The sequence below is a fragment of the Aeromonas bestiarum genome (assembly GCF_000819745.1).
GTDB classification, from domain to species: domain Bacteria; phylum Pseudomonadota; class Gammaproteobacteria; order Enterobacterales; family Aeromonadaceae; genus Aeromonas; species Aeromonas bestiarum.
The window spans coordinates 20,598-45,612 of sequence record NZ_CDDA01000038.1 but is presented as its reverse complement, the minus strand read 5'-3'; the positions used below and the strand labels follow the sequence as shown (position 1 = coordinate 45,612).

The window sequence follows — 25,015 nt, the reverse complement described above, 5'->3', positions numbered from 1 at the left end:
CCATGAAAAACATCGACGTCCAACAACTCATTACCCAATTCCCGCTGGTGCAATCCCTGATCGCACTCGAGCCCGTGACCTGGTTCAACCCCAAGGCCAGCACGCTGGCGGTTGGCCTGCTCCATGTGGGGCTGGATGGCAGCGATGTGGCGGATGCCTCCGCCCGGCTTGCCCGCTTCGCCCCCTACATGTGCGACGCCTTCCCCGAGACCCGCGCCAGCAAGGGCATTCTGGAGTCCGAGATCGCCGCCATCCCGGCCATGCAGGCAACGCTCAATGCGCGTTACGGCGTCGAGGTGACCGGCAAGTTGCTGCTGAAAAAAGACAGCCACCTGCCCATCTCCGGCTCCATCAAGGCCCGTGGCGGCATCTACGAGGTGCTGACCCATGCCGAACAGCTGGCGATCAAGGCCGGGTTGCTCCGCGAAGAAGACGACTATCGCAAGCTGTTCACGGACGAGTTTCGCCAGTTCTTCGGCCAGTACAGCATTGCCGTGGGCTCCACCGGCAACCTCGGCATGTCCATCGGCATCATGAGCGCCAAGCTCGGCTTCACCGTCACAGTCCACATGTCCGCCGATGCGCGGGAGTGGAAGAAGCGCAAATTGCGTGAACACGGGGTCATAGTCGTGGAATACGCAGAGGATTACGGGGTGGCGGTGGAGCAGGGTCGCAAGGAGGCCGAGCGCGACCCCAACTGCTTCTTCATCGACGACGAGAACTCCCGCACCCTGTTCCTCGGCTACTCGGTAGCGGGTGAGCGGGTGAAAAAGCAGTTCGATGATATGGGCATCAAGGTGGATGCCGAGCACCCGCTGTTCGTCTATCTGCCTTGCGGTGTGGGCGGCGGCCCCGGCGGCGTGGCCTTCGGCCTGAAACTATCGTTCGGGGACCACGTCCACTGCCTGTTTGCCGAACCCACTCACTCCCCCTGCATGTTGCTGGGGGTCCACACCGGATTGCACGATGCCATTGCGGTGCAGGATCTGGGCATCGATAACCTCACCGCAGCCGATGGCCTCGCGGTAGGACGCGCCTCCGGCTTCGTCGGCCGCGCCATGGAACGGCTGCTCGATGGCTTCTACACCCTGAGCGATCAGGAGATGTATGACCTGCTGGGGCTGCTGGCACGGGATGAACAGATCAGGCTGGAGCCCTCGGCGCTGGCCGGCATGCCGGGTCCGTGGCGCGTGGCGGCTGATCGCGAGTGGCAGACGGAGCGCGGCATCGATGCCGCTACCCTGGCCCGGGCTACCCATCTGGTATGGGCCACCGGCGGCGGCATGGTGCCCGCCGAGGAGATGGAAAAATACCTGGCCACCGCCAAAATTTGATCTTTTTTCACCCAACAAACCCGCCACCCTGGCGGGTTTTTCTCTTCATGGATCAGCAAGATGGCACACCCTTTGCCCTGAGCGTGAGCACCTCACCTCTCCTCCTTCGGCCGCCAATCCCCCCAAGTTGGTTATTTTGTGATAGGATAGGGACCGTTTTTTGACATCTGCGCCCCGTTAGCACCGTTATCCGGCGAGATCGCTACCCAATCCGGCGATAACAACGAACAGAGGTGCGCAGGAAAACAGTGACCTGGTTGAGTCAGGTCTGGCAGCAGTCGAGAGACTTGTCTGCCAAACGGGCAACCACCAAGGGCACCTTAGATAAGGAGATCGGGCAATGAAACAATATCAAAGCTGGCTGGGACAATATCTGATGAGTCGCCGCGATGGAGATCACGCCATGGCATCCGAGCTCGCCAACTCCATCTGCGAGTTCTGGCAGACGCAGGGCGATGAAGCCGAAAGCAGCAAGTGGCAACAGCTCTATCAACAGCACGTGGAAAAGACCACCTGATCACAGGTGCACCTTCAGGCCAGCGGCCTGTCACCCATAAAAAAACCGGCGCTCATGGCGCCGGTTTTGCATTTCAGTCTCACCGCTTACATCTGATCGACCATGTCCTGGGCGAACTGGGAGCAGGAGCGCAGGGTGGCGCCTTCCATCAGTCGCTCGAAGTCATAAGTCACGGTCTTGTTGGCGATGGCCGCTTCCATGCCCTTGATGATGAGATCGGCCGCTTCGACCCAGCCCATGTGGCGCAGCATCATCTCGGCGGAAAGGATCAGCGAACCCGGGTTGACCTTGTCCTGACCGGCGTATTTCGGCGCGGTGCCGTGAGTCGCCTCGAACAGGGCCACGCCGTCACCTATGTTGGCGCCAGGGGCGATACCGATGCCACCAACCTGGGCGGCCAGGGCGTCGGAGATGTAGTCACCGTTGAGGTTCATACAGGCGATGACGTCATACTCGGCCGGGCGCAGCAGGATCTGTTGCAGGAAGGCGTCGGCGATGACGTCCTTGACCACGATGGTCTTGCCGGTTTTCGGGTTCTTGAAGGAGCACCAGGGGCCGCCGTCGATGAGCTGGGCATCGTACTCTTTCTGGGCCAGGGCATAGCCCCAATCCTTGAAGGCACCTTCGGTGAACTTCATGATGTTGCCCTTGTGCACCAGGGTCACGGAGTCGCGATCGTTGTCGATGGCATACTCGATGGCGGCACGCACCAGACGCTCGGTACCGGCCTTGGACATGGGCTTGATGCCGATGCCGCAGGACTCGGGGAAGCGAATTTTCTTCACGCCCATCTCGTTCTGCAGGAAGGCGATGACCTTCTTGGCTTCGTCGCTGTCCGCCTTCCACTCGATACCGGCGTAGATGTCTTCGGCGTTCTCGCGGAAGATCACCATGTCGGTCAGGTCGGGACGCTTGACCGGGCTCGGAGTGCCTTCGTAGTAACGGACCGGGCGCAGGCAGATGTAGAGATCCAGCTCCTGACGCAGGGCCACGTTGAGGGAGCGAATACCGCCACCGACCGGAGTGGTCAGCGGGCCCTTGATGGCCACGCAGTATTCACGAATGAAATCCAGGGTTTCGGCCGGCAGCCAGGCACCTTCGCCATAGATATGAGTCGACTTCTCGCCGGTATAGATCTCCATCCAGGCGATCTTGCGCTCGCCTTTGTAGGCTTTCTCGACCGCGGCATTGACCACATTCAACATGGCCGGGGTCACGTCCACACCTATGCCATCCCCTTCAATAAACGGAATGATCGGATGGTTGGGAACCTGCAGCTTGCCGTTGGCATCGACTGTGATTTTCTGGCCCTGGGTCGGGATAACTACTTTGCTTTCCATCGGCATCTCCTAACTTCCGTTTGTTATCAATCTGTAAGTTGCGCGCGGCCATCTTAGCCCATTCGTTTTCATAATCAAATGGCGAGCACGCATGTCAGACCATAGTCGAGTACTGGATCACAATGCGTCCAGCCTGCCTACCCCGGATCCACAGCGGCCCCGCCAACGCCTGACTCACGCAGGTTCCAGCGGCATCCCAGCTTATCCCACCAGCCCCTCGCCCTGCCCCTGTGGCTGACTCAGGGAGCGGTACTGGGAAGGGGTCAGCCCGGTCTTTTGTTTGAACACCCGGCAAAAATAGTTCACATCGCCGTAACCGCAGCGGCTCGCCACCTCTTCCAGCCGAAACCGGTACTTTTTCAGCATGAACTTGGCCCGATCGATCCGCACCCAGCTGATGTAATCGGCCAGGCGCATATGACCCTGCTCGCGAAACAGATGGGAGAGATGGCTGGCCGAGACGTTGAAACGGTGGGCGATGGAGTCGCGGGTGATGGGGCGGTGAAAATTTTCCTGGATATAGATGCAGATCCCGTGAAACAGGTCCGCCCCTCTTGGCCGCTCGGCGGCGGACTCCGCCAGCAGCTGGCGGGCACTGGTGAGCAGCGCCTGCAACAAGTGGTTGTCGGTGGGGGAGCGGCCGGGATCCTCGGTCAGCACGTTGAGCGCCGCCAATATGTGTTCGATCACATGGCCGGCCCGCGCCATTATGCTGTGCTTTTGCACGTCGAAAAAATCGGGGTCTTCCCGCCGCTTGCTCACCAGGCTGAACCCCAGCTGGCGCTTGCCAAACAGCAGGCTCAGCACAGAGCAATCCGTGGTCCACAGCGGCTTGTTCCAGCCATTGGGAGGTATGTAGAGCGCCTGCCCCGGCAGCACGCTTATCTCCTTGCAGCCCTGCTCCTTGTCCCAGATCTGGTTGAGGTATTCGCCGCTGAACACCAGTTCGAGGCGGGGAAAGTTGACCTGATAGCTGAAACCGGGCGGCACCCCCTGATCCTGGGCAAACCAGATCTGCTCGAAGGGGGCCTGCTCATGAAGGGCGCCATCGAGCAGTTGGCTGAAGATAAGTGACATGCTGATCCTGATCAAAAGTAGAGAGGCAAGCGGTTGCGGCGGCAAAGGCCGCCCATGTTATAGTCCGGTCCGCAGCAGCAATGCCACCCTTTTCTTCACCCGACTTTCTTCACACCAAATGAGGCGTCCCTTATGAGCAGTCGCGATCTGTCCTCCTTTCTGCCCTCTTTTTTGTTAATGCAAAATCCGATTCAAGGTTACGACTGGGGCAGCCATGACGCCCTCACCACCCTGTTCGGCATCCCAAATCCGGCGGGCAAACCCCAGGCCGAGCTGTGGATGGGCGCCCACCCCAACGGCTGTTCAGAGGTGATGCTGGCGGGCAGTGCCCAGAAGCTCTCGGCGGTGATCGACGCGGCCCCGGCCGCCGCGCTGGGTGAGGCTACCGTCACCCGTTTCGGCAGCCTGCCCTTCCTGTTCAAGGTGCTGTGCGCCGAGAAGGCCCTCTCCATCCAGGTACACCCAAGCAAGGCTCAGGCCGAAGCCGGCTTTGCCAAGGAAGAAGCCGCCGGCATCGACCCCAAGGCAGCCAATCGCAACTACAAAGACCCCAATCACAAGCCGGAGCTGGTGTTTGCCCTCACCCCCTATCAGGCGATGAACGGCTTTCGCGCCATTCCCGCCATACTGGCGCTGTTCGAGCGGGTCAAGCTGGCAGCCATCGCCGATCTGGTCGCGGCCCTTGCCGCCAACCAGAACGAAGCGGGCCTGCAGCACTTCTTCCACCAGCTGCTGATTTTACAAGGGGCGCGCAAGGAAGAGGCCCTGGCGGGCCTGCTGGCCTATGCCGCCGCGCACCAGGATGAGGAGACCTTTGCGCTGATCACCAGCCTGGCCGCCCAGTACCCTGGGGATGTGGGACTCTTCTCGCCGCTGCTCTTGAACGTGGTGACCCTGCAACCGGGTCAGGCCATGTTCCTCGATGCCTGCACCCCCCACGCCTATGTGCGCGGCACCGGCCTCGAGATCATGGCCAACTCGGACAACGTGCTGCGCGCGGGTCTCACCCCCAAATACATAGACGTGGCAGAGCTGCTGGACTGCACTCGCTGCCTGCCCAAGCCGGACGACCAGATCCTGCTGGCCCCCCGCGTAGAGGGTGCGGTGCAGCACTTCGACGTGCCGGTGCCGGACTTCACCTTCAGCGTCTATCCGGCGGGCGAGCATACGCTCACCACCGCCAGCGCCGAGATCCTGTTTGCCATCGATGGCACTGTGACGCTCAAGCAGGGCGACGAGACGCTGCGCCTCGAGAAGGGCCAGTCCGCCTTTGTCCCTGCCGCCACCGGCCACTACCAGCTGCTGGCCGAAGGCCGGGTCGCCCGCGCCGGCAACCGCTGCTAAGGCGTGAACCCGGCACGGGTTCAATGACTGGATAAACCAACAAGGGCACCATCGCCCGGCCAATAAAAATCCCCCACCTCCCTTGCGGGCTGTGGGGGTTTTTATTATCTGCTTGACCGATGGCCATCACGATAGTGGCCGTCGGCGGGCTAGTGTTCTGCCGCTTCCGGCTGGGGCGCTTCTGAACGCTCCCGTTCCCGTTGCAGTTCATCGACCCTGGCTTGCCATTTGTCGTGGGCCTGTTTCTGGCCTTGTGACTCAAACTCCTGGCGCATGGTGTCGATCTCTTGGTCAAGTTTTTCCATCAGGATGTCTCCTTACATCATAGGGTTACACACTGGCTGACGGCACTGTTGGCCAACCTGCTCCCTGATTGGACACCGATCCCGCCTGGATTGTCCAACTAAATAAACGATTGATTATGCAAAAGCTAATCTAAAAATCAGCTAAAAGCCTCTTGTGAGGCCATGTGAAACCATCCGGACCCGGCGTGATGAAATCATAAATTTCCTTTTATTATCAGTATATTGAAATCAAGCACATCAGTTTTCTCACCGCCCTCATCGAGGGCAGCAGGTTATGCACATTTTTTTCACGCGGCTCGGCCAGGCCGGTCTCTCTCCCCTTGCTGATGTGCACTTTGGCTCCCGGGCCGCACTTTTGCCAAGCGGCTCACATTTCAAGAGGTGACAAGGGCGCACAAATCTCCATCCATGCTTGCCGGTTCAGGGGGATCCTGTCCCGCCATCTCTTTATTCTCATCTAGCTGACAAACCCAAGCGTCTGTTTTTAAACAGCTTTAATCAAACATTGGCCAATACCATGGCATAAACAAAAATGCGAACCGGCTCACAGGGTGAGGGGACTGACACAAAAATCCAGTAAAGGGCACATATATCCGATTTCGGTGACATGGCTTGGGAGAAACAATAGGCAGGTCAATCATTTGCTCCATTCGTTACTCATATCACCAGGGCTCGCAGAGCCAGGAGACACCTATGCTCACCACCTTGATAGATGAAGGACTGATCTGCCTCGACATAGCGGCCAACGACAAGCAGGGACTGTTTGTCGAACTGGCCGCCCGGCTCAAAGCCTGCGGCAAGATAGGCAATCAGGATCAGTTCGTGCGCGACCTCTGGGCACGGGAAAACCTCGACAACACGGGTTTTGAACAGGGGGTTGCCCTGCCCCACGCCAAAAGCGAAGCCGTGTTGCAGCCCGCCATCGTCATCGGCATCAGCCGGCAGGGGATCGACTATGGCGCCGAAGATGGACTGCCCTCCAAACTGTTCTTCATGATTGCCTCCCCGGCGGGCGGCGCCAATCACCATATCGAGGTGCTGGCCGAGCTCTCCACCAAGCTGCTGGAACCCGGCTTTATCCCCCGGATGCAGGCGGCCACCAGCAAGGCCGAGGTGCTCAAGCTGCTGGCAGCCACGGCGCCTGTCGGCCTAGCCGGCAAGCAGCCGGTGCGCGCCGAGGCAGCAGCTCAACCGAAAGCCAGTGCACCTGAACCCCAGGATCGCAACATCAAGGCCCAGCTCAACACCCTCAAACAGCACCTGCTGTTTGGCACCTCCCACATGATCCCCTTCATAGTGGCAGGGGGCGTCTTGCTGTCGCTCTCCGTGATGATGAGCGGCAAGGGCGCCGTGCCCGAGGCGGGCGTGCTCAAGGACATGGCCGACATGGGGATAGCAGGGCTCACCCTGTTTACCGCCGTACTCGGCGGCTACATAGCCTACTCAATGGCGGACAAACCGGGCCTGGCGCCCGGCATGATCGGCTCCTGGATAGCGGTGCAGCAGTTCCACACAGGTTTTCTCGGCGCCATCCTGGTGGGTTTCATCGCCGGGCTCATCGTCAATCAGCTCAAACGCATCAAGCTACCGGACTCCATGAGTTCGCTGGGCTCCATCTTCATCTACCCGCTGATCGGCACCTTCCTGGTGTGCGGCATCGTCATGTGGGTGATAGGTGCGCCCATCGCCGCCATGATGGAGGGGATGAACCACTGGCTCTCCAGCATGGCGGGCTCCGGCAAGGTGATGCTGGGCGCCATCCTGGGCGGCATGACCGCCTTTGACATGGGCGGCCCGGTCAACAAGGTGGCGACCCTGTTCGCCCAGACCCAGGTCAACACCCAGCCCTGGCTGATGGGCGGGGTCGGCATCGCCATCTGCGTGCCACCGCTCGGCATGGCGCTGGCAACTTTGCTCTCACCACGTCGCTACAAGAAGGAAGAGCGTGAAGCGGGCAAGGCGGCCGCCATCATGGGCATGATCGGCATCAGCGAGGGGGCCATTCCCTTTGCCGCCGCCGACCCTGTGCGCGTCATCCCAGCCATAGTCGCGGGTGGGATCGTCGGCAACATCACCGGCTTCATGATGCACAGCATCAACCATGCCCCCTGGGGCGGCTGGATAGTGCTGCCTGTGGTGGAAGGCAAGATGGGTTATATCCTGGGAACCGTGCTCGGCGCCCTGACCACGGCCCTTATCGTCAACCTGCTGAAAAAGCCGGTGACCGAGGATGAGACAGTGACAGCCGACGATAGCGGTTATCAGATCATCGAAGCGGAAGGGGAAGCGGACGTGCTCGCCATCACCGCCTGCCCGTCCGGCGTGGCCCACACCTTCCTCGCCGCCAAGAGCCTGCAAAAGGCGGCGGCCAAGGCCGGGATCAAGCTGAAAGTGGAGACACAAGGCGCCAACGGCATCATCAACCGCATCAGCGCCAAGGACGTGGCCAACGCCCGCTGCGTCATACTGGCCCACGATGTGGCCATCAAGAACCGGGAGCGCTTCGCCAATATCGAGGTCATCGATGTGAAGACCAAGGAGGCCATCCACAACCCGGAAGGGCTGCTGGCCCGCACCCAGCCGGGCAGCAAGGTGGCCTGACGAGGGCACTTTATCTGATGTACAACAGGAGGGGCCCAAGGCCCCTTCGTTTATTTCCATCCATAGATTCTCAATGCCAGGCAGGAGCCAAGCACCAACCCGCTAGCCGTTACCCGGACGGGGATAGCGCCCTCACCCTAAGGATCGATAAGATAGGAGCCATATTGTGCCTTCGCCTGCCAGCCGGCCTTGCGACCGCACATGGACGGAGCCTTGCACAACATGGAATTGACGGACGTACTGCTCACCCTGGCGGGTCTGGTGACCGCCGGCATCATCCTCAAGAATCGCGCGGTAACCCAGCCTGACTGGGACAAATTGCCCACCCTGCCCGAGTACCTCGCCCGCCATCCAGAATGCGCCACCGACGATAGTGAAAACGCCAGCTGCTGTGCCTGCGGTTCCCACAAGGTGCTGTTCAGCCCGCTGACCGGCGTCGGTGATGACCGCCTGCGTCACACCTGTCTTGCCTGCGGCAAGGTGCTGTTTCGCAGTCGCGCCATTCTCTGACAAATTGAGGTATCAAGTAGATAGGTGAAGGAACGTCCAGTGAGTGACCGAACAGCCGCAGCCCGTTGGCGCTGGCTTCGCCAACATGTGAAGACATTGCGCACTTCTGAGCAGGAAGCCGAAGACAAGGGGACGACTTGGCGCTTCGCGGGATTAGTCATGGCGGCCATTCCTGCCCTGACAGCAGCGACCTACCTCTTGGGTATGGCCTATCACTATGGCTATACCCTGGCGTTTGGGCTCGACTATGCCGAGTTTTCTCCGCCGGCAGATTATCTTCTGGCCTTTGGCCTCCTCTCTACTCTCAATATGCTTAAACCCTGGATGTGGCCTGTATTGGGTAGCATATTCACAATTTTTTCAGTGGCCATCGCCCTTATCATCTGCCCCCGCTGGCGAATTCATCTCACATGGCTGTGGCAAAGCTCAATGTTCTATCGTTGGCTGATCAAAAGAGCGAAAAAAATTGGGCGCTACCCAGCACCCTTTCTTTTCCGAACACTTGTCTGGCTAGGAGACAACTACAACAAGTTCGCCTTCCTGTTTTTAGCAGTGCTGTTACCTATTTGGCTAGCTCTGGCCTTTTTCCTTCGAGGTGCCTCAGAAGCACAAAGCCAAACAACCCGCCTCGAACAAGGCAAGTGGCCGCTTACCGAGGCCCATAGTCAGTCTCCTCTGCTGGGGGATGAGCCCCATATCCGCATTGCCTGCAACGGCTCTCACTGCGCCTACCGCCTCAAGGGGGGCGATACCCTGATCCTGCGCTTCGATCAGATAGAGCAGACCCGTTACAAGCCCGAAAAGGCGGCCTCGAAATAACAACCGCCGCCCGAGGGCGGCGGTTCTCTATCCGGCAAGCAGCTCCTGCAGCGCCCCAATCAGGGCATCGAGTCCCTGATCCACCTTCCCAGCGGCTGCTGACCCGGATGCAGCAACCGGAACTTGCCCCCAAGCGCCATATCATCACCCCCAATCTGCAAAAACGAGAGTCGGCCTGAGGTCACGATTTTTCCCGTCCATATCCTTGCAGCCCTTGCAGGCCTCCTGTCGTTAAAGGGAGCAAGGGAAGATTATTGGGCTGCGTGTGTCCGCTGCAGGCTGAGGGTCATACCTATGCTCATGCGATCGCCGCGGCCGAGCAAGCGCAAACCGGGGTGACCGGCCACGTGATGTGCATTGGCGGCGTGACTCTGGGGCTCCAGACAGATGAAGCCACTCGCTTCATCGGGCTGATAGAGCATCAGGAAGGCGCACTCGCTTGAAACCAGCAGGTGCTGCTGGCGGGCCGGATGATCGATCTCGGCCTGACCGCGCCAACCACCGTAACAGTGGTTGAGCCACCCTCGCGGCGGCTGCCACTGGCGAAAATCGAGCTGGGGCGCCAGTCTACTCGTCCAGTCGGTCGGCAGATGATCCGGCCCCTCCTGCCAAACGCCGCTCGCTAGAAAGCGAATGCGGGTCTGCTCGTCGCGCCAGAAGAAGGGGTGGAAACCCGCGCCGTAAAGGCAGGGGCTCTCCCCAAGATGGGTCAGGCTGATCCGTGCCACCAGGCTCGATCCCTGCAGGCGGTAATCGATCTCGGCCAGATAGAGAAAAGGGCCATTCTGGCTGGTGAGCTGCAAGGTCACCGAGCTGTCGGTCAACGCTACCGGTTGCCATGGCTGTAGCCAGCCATCTCCATGCAAAAAGAAGTCGGGATCGAGCTCGCTCGCAGGCAACGCACATACCTCTCCCCATAGTTCAAACCGGTTACCCGCCACCCGATTGGCCAGCGGCAACATGGGAAACAGGGCGCTCTGCCCGGGATGCCAGGGCTGCGCAGGGTCAGTGTCTCGCAGCAACGGGCGTCCTTTGTCATCCTCCAGGCCCAGCAGGCAGGCCCCTTGTGCAGAGACCCGCATCCGAAGATGCGGGTTGCTTAATGTGTATACCGTCATGCCGAGGCGCTCGCCTTGGTCGGAGTCAGTTCAACCTTGCCTTGGGCCAGCTGGGCTTCCAGCGCTTCCAGCGTCACCCCCTTGGTCTCGGGCACCTTGCGATAGATAAAGATGAGACCGGCGAAGCAGATGAAGCCGTAGAGCAGGAAGCTGCCTGCAGCACCCAATCCGGCATTGAGCAGCGGGAAAGTGTAGGTCAGTACGAAACAGGCAATCCAGAGCGCCAGGGTACCGGCCGACATCGCCAGCCCGCGCACCCGGTTGGGGAAGATCTCCGAGAGCAGCACCCAGGTGACTGGCGCCAGGGTCAGGGCATAGATGGCGATCGCCGCCAGCACCAGCAGCAACACCGGCAGCCCCAGCATACCGCTGGCATAGGCAGCCGCCATCATGCCGTAGATGATGGTCAGCCCCGCCGAGCCAATCAGCATCAGTTTACGACGACCGATCTTGTCCACCATGGGCAGCGCAATCAGGGTAAACAGCAGGTTGATAAGACCTGTGGCGACGATGGATTTGAGGGTGCTGTTGATGTCAAACCCTGCGGAGGCGAAGATCTCCTGCGCATAGTTGAAGATGACGTTGATGCCGCACCACTGCTGGAAGACCGCCAGCACAATCCCGATGATGAGGATGGGGCGCACTGAGGGTTTGCCCAGCTCCGCCAGCGACACCTTGTGGCTCTCTCCCACCAGGGTCTGACGGATATCGGCCAGAGTCTGTCTGGCATAGGCATCACCGCCAATCTTGCCGAGCATGCGGGAGGCCTTCTCATACTGACCATCTTTGGCCAACCAGCGCGGCGACTCCGGCACGAAGAACATCAGCACCAGAAACGCCAGGGCGGGTACCAGTTCGGCACCGAACATCCAGCGCCAGCCGGACTGCCCATTCCAGGTAGCCAGAATATCGGCCTGAGTGGCGTTGCTCGCCACCGGATCGGCGATCATCAGGTTGACCAGCTGGGCCGCCAGCACCCCGAGGACTATGGTGAGCTGGTTGATGGCAACGAACTTGCCCCGCTTGTCGGCCGGGCTTATCTCGGCGATGTACATGGGGGAGAGTGCCGAAGCCAGACCGATGCCGATCCCGCCGATGATGCGATAAACCACAAACAGATCGAAGTTGCTGGCCGCAGCCGTGCCCCACGCCGAGATGGTGAAGAGGATGGCGGCCAGGATCAGCGGCTTCTTGCGACCGAAGCGGTCGGCTGACCAGCCGGAGATGGCGGCCCCCAGCACGCAGCCCACCAGCGCCGAGCTCATGGCCCAGCCGGACTGGGCCGGATCCGTGATGGCAAAATAGGCCTCATAGAAGGGCTTGGCCCCGCCAATCACGACCCAGTCATAACCAAACAGCAGGCCACCGCAGGCGGCCACCAAACAGATCATCCAGATGTAGCTCATATTGAGCCCATTCGTATCCAATTGATTTTTCGTGCGTTCCATGACTCATCCTTATCATCTTGTCGATTGTAGGGTGCAGTGGCGCCCCTCACCGTGGCGGGGCGCCGGTTTTTGTTATGAGAGTTATGAGGTGAGTGACAGCTCGCGGCAGATCAGGGCAAAGAGGTGCCCCTTGTCGTGGGCCGGGTTGAGGGCGAGCAGCTCTCGCAAGGTCTGTTCACAACCATCCCGCTGACCCAGCCCCAACAGGCCGAGCGCCCTGACCAGCAGGCAGTGCTGGCGATGTTTGTGCTGCGGGTCGTCATCCAGCACTATGAGGTCGGGCAGTGAGACGGCGAAGAAATCCGCCTCAACCCGCTCGCCCATTGCCTGCTCGGCCCAGGCCACCATTCCCTCGAACAGACGCTGCGCCTCCGCAACCCGGCCAAGTCGTGCCAGTGCCATGCCCTGATAGAAGAGGTAATCCACCGGCTGATCGTTGTAGTAACGGCTGGCCCCCAGCGACCCCTGACCGAGACAGGCCTGTTGCAGGCACTGGGCGGCCAGACTCTGGTTGTCACGGGCAAGGTGGCAGAGCGCCAGCAGGTAGTGGATATCGTTGTCGGTTTGTCCCACCAGACGCCCCTCCCCCAGATTGAGGGGGTAGTGCAGCGCCTGTTGCAGCAACGGGATAGCCTGCTCGTGGCGTCCCTGAGTCATCAATGCCAACGCCCGGCGCTGCTGGTTGATGAGGTACTGACCGGTCACCTTGCCCTCGCCCCCCTCCCAGGGGTGGAATTCGCGCAGCCGCAAGATCTCGGCCGCCGCATCCAGTTGTCCCGTGATGTGATAGAGGCTGAGCAGTTCGGCGGTCAGGTCGTCGCGCTTGAGGGCTACCTCACGATGCGCCTCCAGCAGCGCCAACCGCTCTGCGGGGGCCATGGCGCAGCGCTTGTGCAGCTGATCCAGTTCAAACAGCAGACGGGCATCATCCGGCTTGAGGGCAAAGGCCCGGCTCAGACACTGCTCGGCCGCCACCGGATCGCCGCTCTTGTTGAAGTGATAGATGCCGAGGTTGCGCCAGGCCGGGGCAAACCCGGGCGCCAGCTCGCACACCCGCTGCCACAGGGCGATGGCTTGCGGGTAGCTGCGCTTGCTGTAGTGGAAGCAACCCAGCAGATAGCTGGCAAACCAGCTGTGGGGCAGCTGCGCCAGCATGGCCACCTCGCCAAGGGTATTGGGGAAGCGCACCTTGCGGCCAAATGCCTGCTCGGCCCGAGCCAGCAGGGTATCTTGCGCCTCACCTTCCGGCAGCAGCGCGGCCTGGAACAGCAGCGGCAGGGTCTCTTCCACCGGTATTTTTGAGAGCAGTTGCTGCGTCAACTCGGGGCGCCCCAGCGCCAGCAGATTGCTCGCCAGGAAACAGAGGTTCACCCCGCGCCCGTTGCACAGGGTGCGCAGCGCCTCGAGATCGTTCGGCTGCTCGCTTGCCAGCCAGCGCAGGAAGGCCAGCTGATAGTGGAGTGGATAACGGACTCGCTGCTTGTCGATATAGGCGAGGGCCGCCGCCCGCTGGCCAGACTCCAGCAGCGCCAACCCTTTGAGGGCGATGGCACCGTAGTGGGTGCCGTTAACCGCAAGACTCTTCTCGACAAAGGGCAGTGCCTGCAGCGGATCACGGCGCACCATGGCGATGCGGGCCAGCCCAAGGAAGCCACTGTCGCGGCAGTTGCCGCTCCAGGTCGCCTTGTAGAAGTCATCGAAGGCGGCATCGAACTGCCCCAAACGCTCCTCGATATGGGCCCGCAGCAAGCTCGCCTTGCCACACTGGGGGTTCTTGTTGAGCCGATGGGCACGGACCAGCGCCTGATTGACGTAGGCCAGCGCCTGCTCATAGTTGGCGCGGTTGTACTCCAGGGTTGCCAGCGCCAGGTTGCAGCGATAGTCGCCACTGTCTAGCTCCAGAGCCCGCAGGTAGTAATCAAAGGGCGAGCGGCTGGCGTGCAGATACTGCTCAAGATGCTGGCCGATGAAGTAGAGCTCATCGACCGAATCGAGATTGACGGCTGGCTCCGGTGCCGTGGCCGGATCTGGCAGTGCCTCGCCCTCGGGCTGATGCTCGAGATAACTCAAGATCGACTGGCCCTGCTCATCCAGCAGGCGTACCTGCAAGCGTCCCTCGCTGGTGATGGCCTGCGGCTCAAGCCAGGCCTGACCCGGTTGCAACTCCAGCGTCTGGGTGAACAGCACGCCCCCCTCGTCGCTCACCTCGAAGCTGGCGTGGCACAGCGGCGCAATCGCGTAGGCGCCGCACAGCAGACCCTCATCGGTGCGCTCCAGCTTGATGGCGGCGCGGGTGTTGGCATTTTGCAGGGTGCCGAGGGTGTTGTAGGGAAGGAAGTTCTGCACGAACACCTTCTCCTCCCCCGCATCCAGCCAGGTGAAGTCGGGCTGGTTGTCGGTGTAGACCCCGGTCATCAGCTCGATGTAGGGGCCGTTGTGGTCGGTCAGGTTGCGATCCCAGGCCAGACCGAAGTCGCAGTTGCCCCAGCTCCACTGCTTCTTGCCAGGGGATACATGGTGATCCGCCACGTGCAACAGGCCGCCCTGCTCGTCATGGCAGTAGGCGCCGACGAAGTCGTAGTCAGACTTGTCCGCCATGTAGGAGGTGGGCACCGGAATGTTGCGGTAACGGGAGATATCGACCCCGGCTGAGTAGTCCACCTTGTAGTAGGTGCCGCGAGCGATAGGGAAGGCGCTGACATCGCGTTTGCCGTGGTCATAGACGGCGGTGACATCGGGCGGGAAGACGCTCTGATGGGCATCGCCCCCCTTCACCGCCGGGTTGGACCACCAGAGGAAGTGGCGCGGCGTGTCGTTGCCGTTGAACACCTTGCCGGTGATCTCGATGAGCGCCTTGTCGGGATAGAGGGTAAAGCCCGCCATCACCTGCAGACCGCGCATCGGCTCCACCTCGCCAAGCCAGACGGTCTTGGCACCACCCTCGTGATCCGCAATGGTGAAATCCACCGGCATAAAGGTGGTAGGCCTGTGGTGCTGCGGCCAGTTGAACTCGATGCCGCCGGAGATCCAGGGCCCCACCAGCCCCACCAGCGCCGGTTTGATCACTTCGTTGTAATAGACGAAATCCCGCTGCATCACCTTGTCGTAGGCACGATGGATGCGGCCACCCAATTCCGGCAGCAGCATCACCTTGATAAAGTCGTTCTCCAGCCAGACCGCCTGATAAGACTTCATCTGCTTCTGGCCGGTCAGGGTGTCGATCACCCCATAGGGATAGACGGCCCCCGAGGAGCCCTGATAGACCCGCTTCTCGAGAAACATGGGGTTGGGATCTTCGGCGCCCACCTCATAGGTCGGCAGGGTGACGGCCTCTACCCAGACTCTTACATCAGCTCTCATCAATCTCGCCTCATTCAACATTTATTAGTAAACGTTTCGATGAGGCCAGTTTAGAATGGCGATGACAGCGATTTTCGCTTAAAGATCACGCAATACAGTAAGCGGAGTTTAGTAAACTGATGATCATCGGCCTGAACAACCAGAAGGTACGCCACCACAACAAGCAGGTGCTGCTGGCGCTGCTCTACCAACTCAAGGAGGCAAGCAAGTCCACCCTGGCCCGCCACTGCGAGCTCTCCATTCCGGCGGTCAGCAAGATCCTCGACGAACTGGTGGCCGACGGTGCCATCAGTCACAGCGAACAGAACCTCTCATTACGCGGCATCAATGGCGGCAGTTACCGCATCGCCAGCGGCCAGGGGGCCATTCTCTGCCTCAATATCAGTCCCACCAGCCTGGAGAGCATATTGGTGGACAACCTGATCACCCCGCTGGATGAATTCATCGGCCAGAAGATAGCCCCGCAGACTCCGGATGAGCTGCTGCGCCTGATCGAGGCGCACTACTACCAGCACAAACGCCGCCACAAGGGGCTGGCGATCCGGTTGGCTCTGGCGGTACACGGGCAGGTCAACCCGGCCACCGGGGTGTCGCAAACCATGCCACAAGCCCCCTGGCACGCGCCGGTCGAGCTCAAGTACCTGCTGGAAGAGCGTCTCGGCTGCGAGGTGATGGTGGATAACGACTGCATCATGCTGGCGCTGGCCCAGAAGTGGCAGGGCCGGGAAGGAAACGGGGATTTTTGCGTCATCAACGTCGACTACGGCATAGGGTCAGCCTTTATCATCAACGGCCAGATCTACCGGGGTGCTCTCTTTGGCAGCGGCCAGATAGGCCACACCATCATCAATCCGGACGGCAGCGCCTGTGCCTGCGGCCGCTACGGCTGCCTGGAGACGGTCGCCTCGCTGTTTGCCATCAAAAAACGGGCCCGGGTGTTTCTCAAGCAACAAACCAGTGCCGACAACCCGGCGCTGGCGGGGGTGGAGCTGGATACGGCCCAGCTGCTCGCACTCTACCATCAGGGAGATGCCATGATCCGCGCCCTGGTGGACGAAGGGGCCCGCGCCATTGGCCTGAGCCTCTACAACTTCCTCAATATCCTCAACATCAACCGCATCTGGCTCTATGGCCGCAGCTGTGGCTTTGGTGAAACCTGGCTGCAGACCATCATCCACCAGACCGGCGCCAATCCGTTCGATTGCAGCGATGCGGTCAATGCAACCCAACTGCGCGTCGGCACGCTCAACCGCGCCCAACAGGTGATGGGCATCGGCTATCTCTATGTGGAGCGGGCACTGGAACGGCGCAGCGATGCCAGTGTCCCTGGCTGACAAGCAGAGATAGGACGCAGTCCCCTGACTGGCCCCGGTCGCCGGAAAGGTGATCCCGATCCCGATCGGCAAACTCCCTCTGGCGCGGGGGTTGAGAGCCAAGTGGGGAGGAATATGATGGGCGCCCCACTATCTTCACAAGCCTGCACGAGCGCCATCATGACCAGCCAGCACGACCAGAACCCGCCAAGTGAAATCCATCGCTGTGACAAATGCAGGGAGCGCACCCGCCATATAGTGGTACTGGTGCCACGGGATCACAGCCAGGATGTGATGCCCAAAGACCCGCGCAAAGCCTTCTGGCAAGCCTTTCGCTCCAGCAGCCTGACCAATGCGGTATTCGGCCAGACCCTCGCCTATCAGGCCACCCATGTAAAACATCTTATCTGCGAACGCTGCGGCGAGAAGTTTCTTGAGTATTGAGGCCCAGAGGGCGGCGCCCCCGGACAGTCACCTGCACAGAGCAAGATAAAAGCGAGATAAAGATGAAGTTTGTCGAGATGGACCCCGATCAACTGCCGCTGGCGCTGCTGCTGGAAGCAGATCACGCAGAGCAGCGCATTGCCGCCTATCTGCCCGGCGCCTGGGGCTTTGCCGCCCTGGCAGGCAATGAAATGAACGAGGTGGTGGGAGCCTGTGTGGCCGGTCTGGTGGGGGAGCAAGCGGCCGAGATCTTCAATATCGCCGTTGCCCCCAACCGCCAGCAGCAAGGCATCGGCTCTGGTCTGCTGCGCTTCGTGCTGACCAACCTGGCCGGGAAAGGGGTACACCGTGTCGAGCTCGGCACCGGCAGCTTCGGCCATCAGCTCACCTATTACCAGCGCCACGGCTTTCGCGTGGATGGCGTCATCAAGGATCACTTCCTTATCCACTACCCGGAGCCCCTGATGGAGCAAGGCATCCAGCACAGGGATATGCTGCGGCTTTCGCTGGCGCTGGATCCTAATACCCCACTCTTCAACGGCTAGTCACCCGCTGGCACAGGGGCCACCTGACAGCAGCTAATCCATCTTTCTTATCAAGCAATTTGTTGATCTGTGGCTGGTTTTTATCAGCCTCTTGTTTTGCCACCAAATCACCTCGGTTAAGATGCCCACTTGGCAACCATTCTTGCAGAGACACATCTGTGCAGCCGTTTCGCCATCCACCACATCGCCGGATAACCGCAGCAGGCTGGAGGCTGTAATCCACGGGCGGTAGCGTGGGGTTTGTAGGTTGGCGCAGAGCGCAGCGAAGCCCAACAAGCGAGATATTGAAAAACATCGCGAACGTCCGATTACGCTGCACTAATCGAACCTACAGTTCTGCATCGATTTTGGCAACAACGCCAATAACAGCCGAAGATAACTTTCAACAACTGCTGGTGTGGGCATCAGAATATAGGCAGCGAGCCAGTAAAAGCTCCCGCCAATTCTATCACGAGCTGTTTGATCGATTCCCAAACAACAAGCGCCGTTTCACGACTCACGCAGAGGTAAATCTCTATCTTAACCAACTAGTACTAACCATAGAGTTTGAGCGCTGGTCACAACTACAGTGATTAGTTCTTGTGGAGGATAAATATGGGGCACAGAACAGAGTTAATATGTGTAGCATCAGGAATAATCAATTTTTTTGCAAGTAGAAACAATGATATAGATGGATACTGGGGATTAGGAAAGCTGTACAAAGCTCTTGAATCTGAAGAGTCAAAAATCGTTTCTATAGAGTTGATTACCAAAGTCGTAACTCCAGATATAGATGAATTGAAGATCATGTCTCTATCATATTCGGAAATGCTTACTAAATTAGTGTGCAATAAGAAAATACCTATTCACTGGATAATGTCTGTCACAATAATATCTGAATTTGAAGCAGAATATCAACACCACTACCATTTCTGGCGTCGTGATCTTGGTAAGCCTTGCAACCTGACTTGCACTATTGTTGATGATATGGGGAATAATCATACGGCTAAGGCATACGTTAACTGCTTACCACACAATCCACATAAAGAGTTGAGAAGCACAAGAGTTAAATTATTTTTAAAAAGTTAGTGTGAATAAAAAGTTAAAAACCAAGACAAAACATTATTAAAGCACGCGTAATTTACTTATTGTTTTTCCTCGGGTTATCCAGCCAACTCTCATTTTCTAATGAAGCCGGATCTCAAGTGCTACCGCGGAAAGAGGACTATCCGGCACCAGCCGTCTATAAAGGCGAGCCAGCCAAACTTTCTCTAGACTCCGAATTGGCCAGAACATTCCGCACCCGACTTACCGCAGCATTGTCGCAGAAGCCAGTATATGCTGGTGAATATGTACTAACAGGTTGGGGATGCGGTTCATCCGGTTGTTATAATCAGGTCCTTGTCAACAAGCGCACGGGTAAGGTACTGGATACGGTATTTAACGCTTATAGCTCATATGATGTAAGTAATGATTCTGATACCCGTGTGGGAGAATGGATAGAGTCTCCCAAAATTGATAGCAACCTTCTTACTACGACCAAAGTTGAAAATAGCCAAGACGGAGAGTCATTTATTTATTACACCAATTATTATATCGTTGATAAAAACAAGCTCATACTCATAAAAACGGTCCAAGACAGTAAATAAACTACGCAAACAAAATTTTACAAAAATTCAAGTGGCTGAATAAATCAACATGAAAATTATTATCATCATTACCACTTTATTACTATGCTTCTCCATCTCTGCAAGAGCAGAGTCCACATTTATAACTGACGGAGTGAAAATAGAAATTAAAAAAATAGGTGAATGTTTTTACTTGCTAACGGCAGGAAAAGAAAAGCAGCAACTTAAATGTATTGATGATAATTTGGAGTCTGATGTTATCATACAGGACTTCAACTTTGATGGTTATAAGGACATTGCCATTACCAACTATCTTGGCATGGTAAATAATATTTTTTATGTATTCTTATATGACCATGTGAATACAGCATTTAAAGAGCTAAAAATTGCAGACTCGAAGACGCCGACATCTGCCTGTGGCGATCTCTATAACCTTGTGGTTCAACTAGATTCTCTTTCTTTAGTCAGCTCTTGCCGCTCTGGTCCTGTATGGTATTACGACACTTACCGACATAACGCTCAAGGTGAACTCTGGCTATATAAAACAACAGAGTATCAGATCCAAAACTCCGAGATTGATACCTTCCCTCTTTACGAGCACACATTTAATCAGAAGGGAGAGAAACTGGACACCGTTGCGATTGACTTTGATGGCAAGAAAATCCTCTGGTCAGTCACATCCGAGAAAATCTTTCTCTACTCATCACCTGAAGAAACATCAAAGACCAAAGCCTATCTTATTCATAATGACAAAGTAGAAATTCTCGCGCAGAAAGATGATTGGATTAAAATTCGCTTTGCATCTAGAAAAGGCCCTCTTATCCGATGGCTTTATCTTCCAGAAGCAATAGCCAAAAGTTAACCTAGAAATTTTAATATCCAAGCGCATTCAGACATTCGCGTCATCAATTCGGTAGGGTGCAATAAGCGCAGCGCTTTGCACCTCTACCTTTTCTGCCTCCAAAAAAACAAGCGGTGCAATTCACTTCGTTCATTGCACCCTACGGAGCCTTGCCTGTGGTTTCACTGGCCCGTTATGGTGAGCTGTCTGGCTCCAATGGTTCAACCTATTTCTCCACTTTTCCCCTCGCCTGCCTCCCCTTATCAAGCGCCCCACCACCGCCATTTATGTGCGACAGCTCACACCTGACCCCCTCTTTTCACCTCACAAATTTACAGGTTCTCACCTGCTGCGGGCTGGATAACAGCACGCGCCATCACAAAAGTACGTTGGAGGATGGCGTCACAACAGCATGATTTTTAAAAACAAAAAATCACTTCACGATTCAACTTAGACCCATTTTATCAACTGGTCTGCTGTGCGATCGGGGTCACACTCAGGTCAATAGCACACAAAAATCCAGTCATTCGCACATTTGTCCGATAGGGTGGCTTGCTCCCCGGCGCGATAATAGTCGGGTCAATTTTGTCTGCATGCCGTGCCAGCACGGGCGGCATGCCAACAGGCTCCCTCACGGGAGCGGGAGAGCGCCATGATCACCACACTGATCAACGAACATCTGATCAATCTCGATTTGAACGCAACGAGCAAGGAGGAGGTCTTCAGCGAGATGGCCCGCTTGCTGGTCGCGCAGGGCAAGGTCAGCGATGAGCAGCAGTTCATCAAGGACCTGTGGGCCCGGGAAGAGCTGGACAACACTGGCTTCGAGGAGGGCGTTGCCCTGCCCCACGCCAAGAGTGCGGCTGTGAGCACACCGGCGGTGGCCATCGGCATCAGCCGCAACGGCATCGAGTACGGCGCCGAGGATGGCAAGCCGTCCCAGCTGTTCTTCATGATTGCCTCCCCGGCCGGTGGCGCCAACCACCATATCGAGGTGCTGGCCGAGCTCTCCGCCAAGCTGATTGAAGAAGGTTTCATTGCCAAGTTGCTGGCTGCCAAGAGCTCGGCTGCTGCGCTGGCGCTGCTGCTGGAGCGCAAGGAGGAGCAAACCGCTGCCCCGACCACCAACAAGGGCTTCATCATTGGTGTCACCGGTTGCCCGGCCGGCATCGCCCACACCTATCTGGCGGCAGAATCCCTGGAGCGCGCAGCCAAGGAGCTGGGTTACGAGGTGAAGGTGGAGACCAACGGCTCCATCGGCGTCAAGAACAGCCCGACCGCGGCCGAGATCGCCCGCGCCAGCGCCATCGTCGTGGCCTGCGACAAGCAGGTGGACATGGCCCGCTTCAACGGCAAGCCGCTCATCAAGACTGGGGTGAAAGCCCCCATCAAGGATGGCAAGGGTCTCATTGAGCAGGCGCTGAAGGCGCCAGCCTATGTGGCAGGCAAAGAGGACAAGAAGGGAGAGGATAAAAGCACGGGCGGCAGTTCCGATCTCTATCGCTACCTGATGAACGGCGTCTCCCACATGATCCCGTTCGTGGTGACCGGTGGTCTGCTGATCGCGCTGGCGCTGGCCATCGGCGGCAACCCGACCCCGAGCGGCATGCAGATCCCGGAAGGGAGCATGTGGAATCAGATCCTCAACGTGGGCGTGGCCGCCTTCACCCTGATGATCCCCATTCTGGCGGGCTATATCGCCTACGCCATCGGTGACCGTCCGGCACTGGCCCCGGGCTTTATCGGCGGCTGGATCGCCAACAACGGCAGCTTCTACGGCGCTGACGCCGGTACCGGCTTTATCGGTGCCATCATAGCGGGCCTGCTGGTCGGTTATCTGGTGCGCTGGATTGCCACCCGTCACTACCACAAGATGGTGCAACCGCTGGTGCCTATCCTGATCGCGCCCATCGTCGGATCGCTGTTTATCGCCGCCGTCTTCATCTTCATCATAGGTGCGCCCATTGCCGACATGATGACGGGTCTGAACGCCATGCTGCTCTCCATGAGCGGTGGCAGTCTGGTGCTGCTGGGCATAGTGCTGGGGGGCATGGCCGGCTTTGATATGGGCGGCCCGGTCAACAAGGTGGCCTTCCTGTTCTCGGTGGGCATGATAGCCTCCGGCCAGACCCAGTTCATGGGAGCCATGGCCTGCGCCATCCCGGCCGCGCCACTCGGCATGTCGCTGGCGACCGTGCTCGGTCGCAAGCTGGGCATCTTCGATGCCTCTGAAATCGAAGCGGGCAAAGCCGCCGGTGCCATGGGTCTGGTGGGTATCTCTGAAGGTGCGATCCCGTTCGCCGCCCGTGACCCGCTCGCCGTCATCCCCGCCAACGTGCTGGGCAGCATGACAGCCGCGGTGATGGCCTTCCTGTTCGGCATCACCAACAGCGTCGCCCACGGCGGCCCCATCGTTGCCCTGCTGGGTGCGGTCAACAAGCCGCTGCTGGCGCTGCTCTGCATGATCTGCGGCGCCATCGTCACCGGCGTGGTGGCGGTTGCCCTGAAAAAGCTGCGGGTGAAGAAAACCGACGAGGTGGAACTGGCCAAGGCGGCCTGATCACCTTCTTGCTCCCATATGACAAGAGGCCACCTGCGGGTGGCCTCTTTTATTGCACCTGATATTGCGCTGGCACGGCCGTTAATCCGCCGGGCCAACCCACTTTTTGCTCCCTGCCCCCTCATCTCCTGCGCGCCAGATCGCTGCCACAACCAGGCCGCCGTGGGCCACAACCTTGTGATCCCCTTCACGCTTCATGGCCGGATCCCGCCAAACTAGGAAATTTTCCTAATGCCCCTAGGGATGGCTCTCACGCCATTTGCGCCGCGCCTCATTAAAGTCACGCTACCTGATGTAGTTACCCGACCCTCGCAGTGGCGCAGGGAGTGGGCATGGGTTCAATCGACAGGAGAGCGAGGCGCACAGTCCAACCTCTTGCTGTTGTCCTTTCCGTGGCGCGACCTCTAACACCAACCAAAAAGTGAGGGGCGCGGCGGAAATACCGACTATCTCGCAGAGGATGAATATGTTGGATTTTCTCAAGCAGGTGCGGGTCCCGACCCTGGACTTGCCGGTCGCAGCCCGGCGCAAACTCTGGTTCAAGCCCTTTATGCAATCCTATCTGGTTGTATTTATTGGCTATCTGACCATGTATCTGATCCGCAAGAACTTCAACATTGCGCAGAATGACATGATCCAGGAGTACGGTCTCTCCATGACCGAGCTTGGCATGATAGGCCTTGGCTTCTCCATCACCTACGGGGTGGGCAAGACGGTCGTCTCCTACTACGCCGATGGCAAGAACACCAAGCAGTTCCTGCCGCTGATGCTGATCCTCTCAGCCCTCTGCATGCTCGGCTTCAGTGCCAGTATGGGCGGCACCGGTTTCAGCCTCTACTTCATGATCTTCTTCTATGCCCTGAGCGGCTTCTTCCAGAGCTGCGGCGGCTCCTGCAGCTACTCCACCATCACCAAGTGGACCCCTCGCAACAAGCGCGGCACCTACCTCGGCATGTGGAACCTCTCCCACAACGTGGGCGGTGCCGGTGCGGCCGGTGTGGCGCTGTTCGGTGCCAACTACCTGTTCGATGGCAACGTGCTCGGCATGTTCATCTTCCCGTCCATCATAGCGCTGGTGGTCGGCTTCGTTGGCCTGCGTTTCGGCAGCGATTCACCGGAAGCCTATGGCCTGGGCAAGGTGGAAGAGCTGTTTGACGAGGTGGCCAGCGAAGAAGATATCGCCACCGAAGAGCAGAAGCTGACCAAGGGCCAGATCTTCGTCAAGTACGTGCTGATGAACAAGGTGATCTGGCTGCTCTGCTTTGCCAACATCTTCCTCTACGTGGTGCGCATCGGCATCGACCAGTGGTCCACCGTCTACGCTCACCAGGAGCTGGGCTTCTCCAAGGAGATCGCCATCCAGGGCTTCACCTTCTTCGAAGTGGGCGCCCTGGTCGGCACCCTGATGTGGGGCTACCTCTCGGATCTGGCCAACGGTCGTCGTGGTCTGGTGGCTTGCGTGGCACTGGCGCTGATCATCGCGACCCTGGGTCTCTACCAGCACGCGACCACCCAGTTCATGTTCCTGGGCTCACTGTTCACCCTGGGCTTCCTGGTGTTTGGTCCGCAACTGCTGATCGGCGTGGCCGCCGTGGGCTTCGTACCCAAGCAGGGCATAAGCGTGGCCGATGGCGTCAAGGGCACCTTCGCCTACCTCATAGGTGACAGCTTCGCCAAGCTGGGTCTGGGCATGATCGCCGATGGCACCCCCATCTTCGGTCTGACCGGCTGGGCCGGCACCTTCGCGGCGCTGGACATGGCAGCCGCCGCCTGTCTGGTGCTGATGGCCTGCGTGGCCGTGGCCGAGGAGCGCAAGATCCGCCGTATCAAACGGGAACTGAAAGCCGCTACCCTGGCCACTCAATCCGTCTGAACCAGCGTGAACTGAACGCCGCCGAGCTGGCAACCCAGTCAGCCTGAACCCGCGTTAAC

The 25,015-nt window shown here is 58.6% G+C and carries 20 protein-coding genes; 14 read left to right on the top strand and 6 right to left on the bottom strand.

Annotated features, from left to right (window positions below):
- The first annotated feature begins 2 nt into the window (after positions 1-2).
- On the top strand, positions 3-1,334 hold the full coding sequence (locus BN1118_RS19575) for a D-serine ammonia-lyase (protein WP_043557604.1): 1,332 nt from the start codon (positions 3-5) through the stop codon (positions 1,332-1,334).
- A 340-nt stretch (positions 1,335-1,674) separates the two neighbouring features.
- Positions 1,675-1,851 (top strand): hypothetical protein, encoded by a 177-nt coding sequence (locus BN1118_RS21950; protein WP_005328937.1) that lies wholly within the window; start codon positions 1,675-1,677, stop codon positions 1,849-1,851.
- An 86-nt stretch (positions 1,852-1,937) separates the two neighbouring features.
- Here the strand turns inward: BN1118_RS21950 and icd are convergent, their stop codons facing one another.
- Both icd and BN1118_RS19565 read right to left on the bottom strand, forming a co-directional pair.
- Positions 1,938-3,191, bottom strand: a complete 1,254-nt coding sequence (gene icd, locus BN1118_RS19570) for an NADP-dependent isocitrate dehydrogenase (protein WP_005312750.1) — start codon at positions 3,189-3,191, stop codon at positions 1,938-1,940.
- 201 nt (positions 3,192-3,392) lie between these two features.
- Positions 3,393-4,268 carry a helix-turn-helix transcriptional regulator gene (locus BN1118_RS19565; protein ID WP_043134753.1) on the bottom strand — a complete coding sequence of 292 codons (876 nt, stop codon included), beginning with the start codon at positions 4,266-4,268 and terminating at the stop codon, positions 3,393-3,395.
- Between the two features lie 132 nt (positions 4,269-4,400).
- On the opposite strand from BN1118_RS19565, the gene manA reads away from it, so the two are divergent.
- Positions 4,401-5,612: a mannose-6-phosphate isomerase, class I gene (manA, locus tag BN1118_RS19560; protein ID WP_043557603.1), complete on the top strand. Its 1,212-nt coding sequence runs from the start codon at positions 4,401-4,403 to the stop codon at positions 5,610-5,612.
- Positions 5,613-5,761: 149 nt separating this feature from the next.
- On the opposite strand, the gene BN1118_RS22105 is transcribed toward manA, so the two are convergent.
- A complete protein-coding gene (locus tag BN1118_RS22105; protein WP_167336119.1) occupies positions 5,762-5,917 on the bottom strand; it encodes a hypothetical protein in 156 nt (51 codons plus the stop codon).
- 693 nt (positions 5,918-6,610) lie between these two features.
- Here BN1118_RS22105 and BN1118_RS19555 point away from each other — a divergent pair.
- The 3 genes from BN1118_RS19555 (at position 6,611) to BN1118_RS19545 (ending at position 9,847) form a co-directional block, all read left to right on the top strand.
- A complete protein-coding gene (locus BN1118_RS19555) occupies positions 6,611-8,518 on the top strand; it encodes a PTS fructose transporter subunit EIIC (protein WP_043557602.1) in 1,908 nt (635 codons plus the stop codon).
- Positions 8,519-8,740: 222 nt separating this feature from the next.
- On the top strand, positions 8,741-9,028 hold the full coding sequence (locus BN1118_RS19550; RefSeq protein WP_043557640.1) for a hypothetical protein: 288 nt from the start codon (positions 8,741-8,743) through the stop codon (positions 9,026-9,028).
- A gap of 39 nt (positions 9,029-9,067) precedes the next feature.
- Positions 9,068-9,847: a hypothetical protein gene (locus BN1118_RS19545; protein WP_043557601.1), complete on the top strand. Its 780-nt coding sequence runs from the start codon at positions 9,068-9,070 to the stop codon at positions 9,845-9,847.
- Positions 9,848-10,098: 251 nt separating this feature from the next.
- On the opposite strand, the gene BN1118_RS19540 is transcribed toward BN1118_RS19545, so the two are convergent.
- The 3 genes from BN1118_RS19540 to BN1118_RS19530 all read right to left on the bottom strand — a co-directional run bounded on the left by BN1118_RS19540 (position 10,099) and on the right by BN1118_RS19530 (position 15,773).
- Positions 10,099-10,965 (bottom strand): aldose 1-epimerase, encoded by an 867-nt coding sequence (locus tag BN1118_RS19540; RefSeq protein ID WP_043134743.1) that lies wholly within the window; start codon positions 10,963-10,965, stop codon positions 10,099-10,101.
- Positions 10,962-12,413, bottom strand: a complete 1,452-nt coding sequence (locus BN1118_RS19535) for a sugar porter family MFS transporter (protein ID WP_043557600.1) — start codon at positions 12,411-12,413, stop codon at positions 10,962-10,964. The genes BN1118_RS19540 and BN1118_RS19535 overlap by 4 nt, the downstream gene beginning before the upstream one ends.
- An 81-nt stretch (positions 12,414-12,494) precedes the next feature.
- Positions 12,495-15,773, bottom strand: a complete 3,279-nt coding sequence (locus BN1118_RS19530) for a DUF5107 domain-containing protein (RefSeq protein WP_043557599.1) — start codon at positions 15,771-15,773, stop codon at positions 12,495-12,497.
- Between the two features lie 119 nt (positions 15,774-15,892).
- Between BN1118_RS19530 and BN1118_RS19525 the strand changes: the two genes are divergently transcribed.
- The 8 genes from BN1118_RS19525 to uhpT all read left to right on the top strand — a co-directional run bounded on the left by BN1118_RS19525 (position 15,893) and on the right by uhpT (position 24,956).
- The gene (locus BN1118_RS19525; protein WP_043557598.1) at positions 15,893-17,107 is read left to right on the top strand and encodes an ROK family transcriptional regulator; all 1,215 of its coding nucleotides are present in this window, start codon (positions 15,893-15,895) and stop codon (positions 17,105-17,107) included.
- Between the two features lie 159 nt (positions 17,108-17,266).
- Positions 17,267-17,530, top strand: coding sequence for a hypothetical protein (locus BN1118_RS19520; RefSeq protein ID WP_042872090.1), 264 nt, complete (start codon positions 17,267-17,269; stop codon positions 17,528-17,530).
- Positions 17,531-17,592: 62 nt separating this feature from the next.
- Positions 17,593-18,075, top strand: coding sequence for a GNAT family N-acetyltransferase (locus BN1118_RS19515; RefSeq protein WP_043557597.1), 483 nt, complete (start codon positions 17,593-17,595; stop codon positions 18,073-18,075).
- Between the two features lie 594 nt (positions 18,076-18,669).
- Positions 18,670-19,143, top strand: coding sequence for a hypothetical protein (locus BN1118_RS21405; protein WP_084214203.1), 474 nt, complete (start codon positions 18,670-18,672; stop codon positions 19,141-19,143).
- Positions 19,144-19,259: 116 nt separating this feature from the next.
- Positions 19,260-19,703: a hypothetical protein gene (locus BN1118_RS21945; RefSeq protein ID WP_156995155.1), complete on the top strand. Its 444-nt coding sequence runs from the start codon at positions 19,260-19,262 to the stop codon at positions 19,701-19,703.
- 49 nt (positions 19,704-19,752) lie between these two features.
- Positions 19,753-20,544, top strand: a complete 792-nt coding sequence (locus tag BN1118_RS19510; RefSeq protein WP_043557596.1) for an XAC2610-related protein — start codon at positions 19,753-19,755, stop codon at positions 20,542-20,544.
- Between the two features lie 631 nt (positions 20,545-21,175).
- On the top strand, positions 21,176-23,083 hold the full coding sequence (locus BN1118_RS19505) for a fructose-specific PTS transporter subunit EIIC (protein WP_043557595.1): 1,908 nt from the start codon (positions 21,176-21,178) through the stop codon (positions 23,081-23,083).
- A 466-nt stretch (positions 23,084-23,549) separates the two neighbouring features.
- Positions 23,550-24,956, top strand: a complete 1,407-nt coding sequence (gene uhpT / locus BN1118_RS19500; protein ID WP_043134733.1) for a hexose-6-phosphate:phosphate antiporter — start codon at positions 23,550-23,552, stop codon at positions 24,954-24,956.
- Positions 24,957-25,015 lie beyond the last annotated feature (59 nt).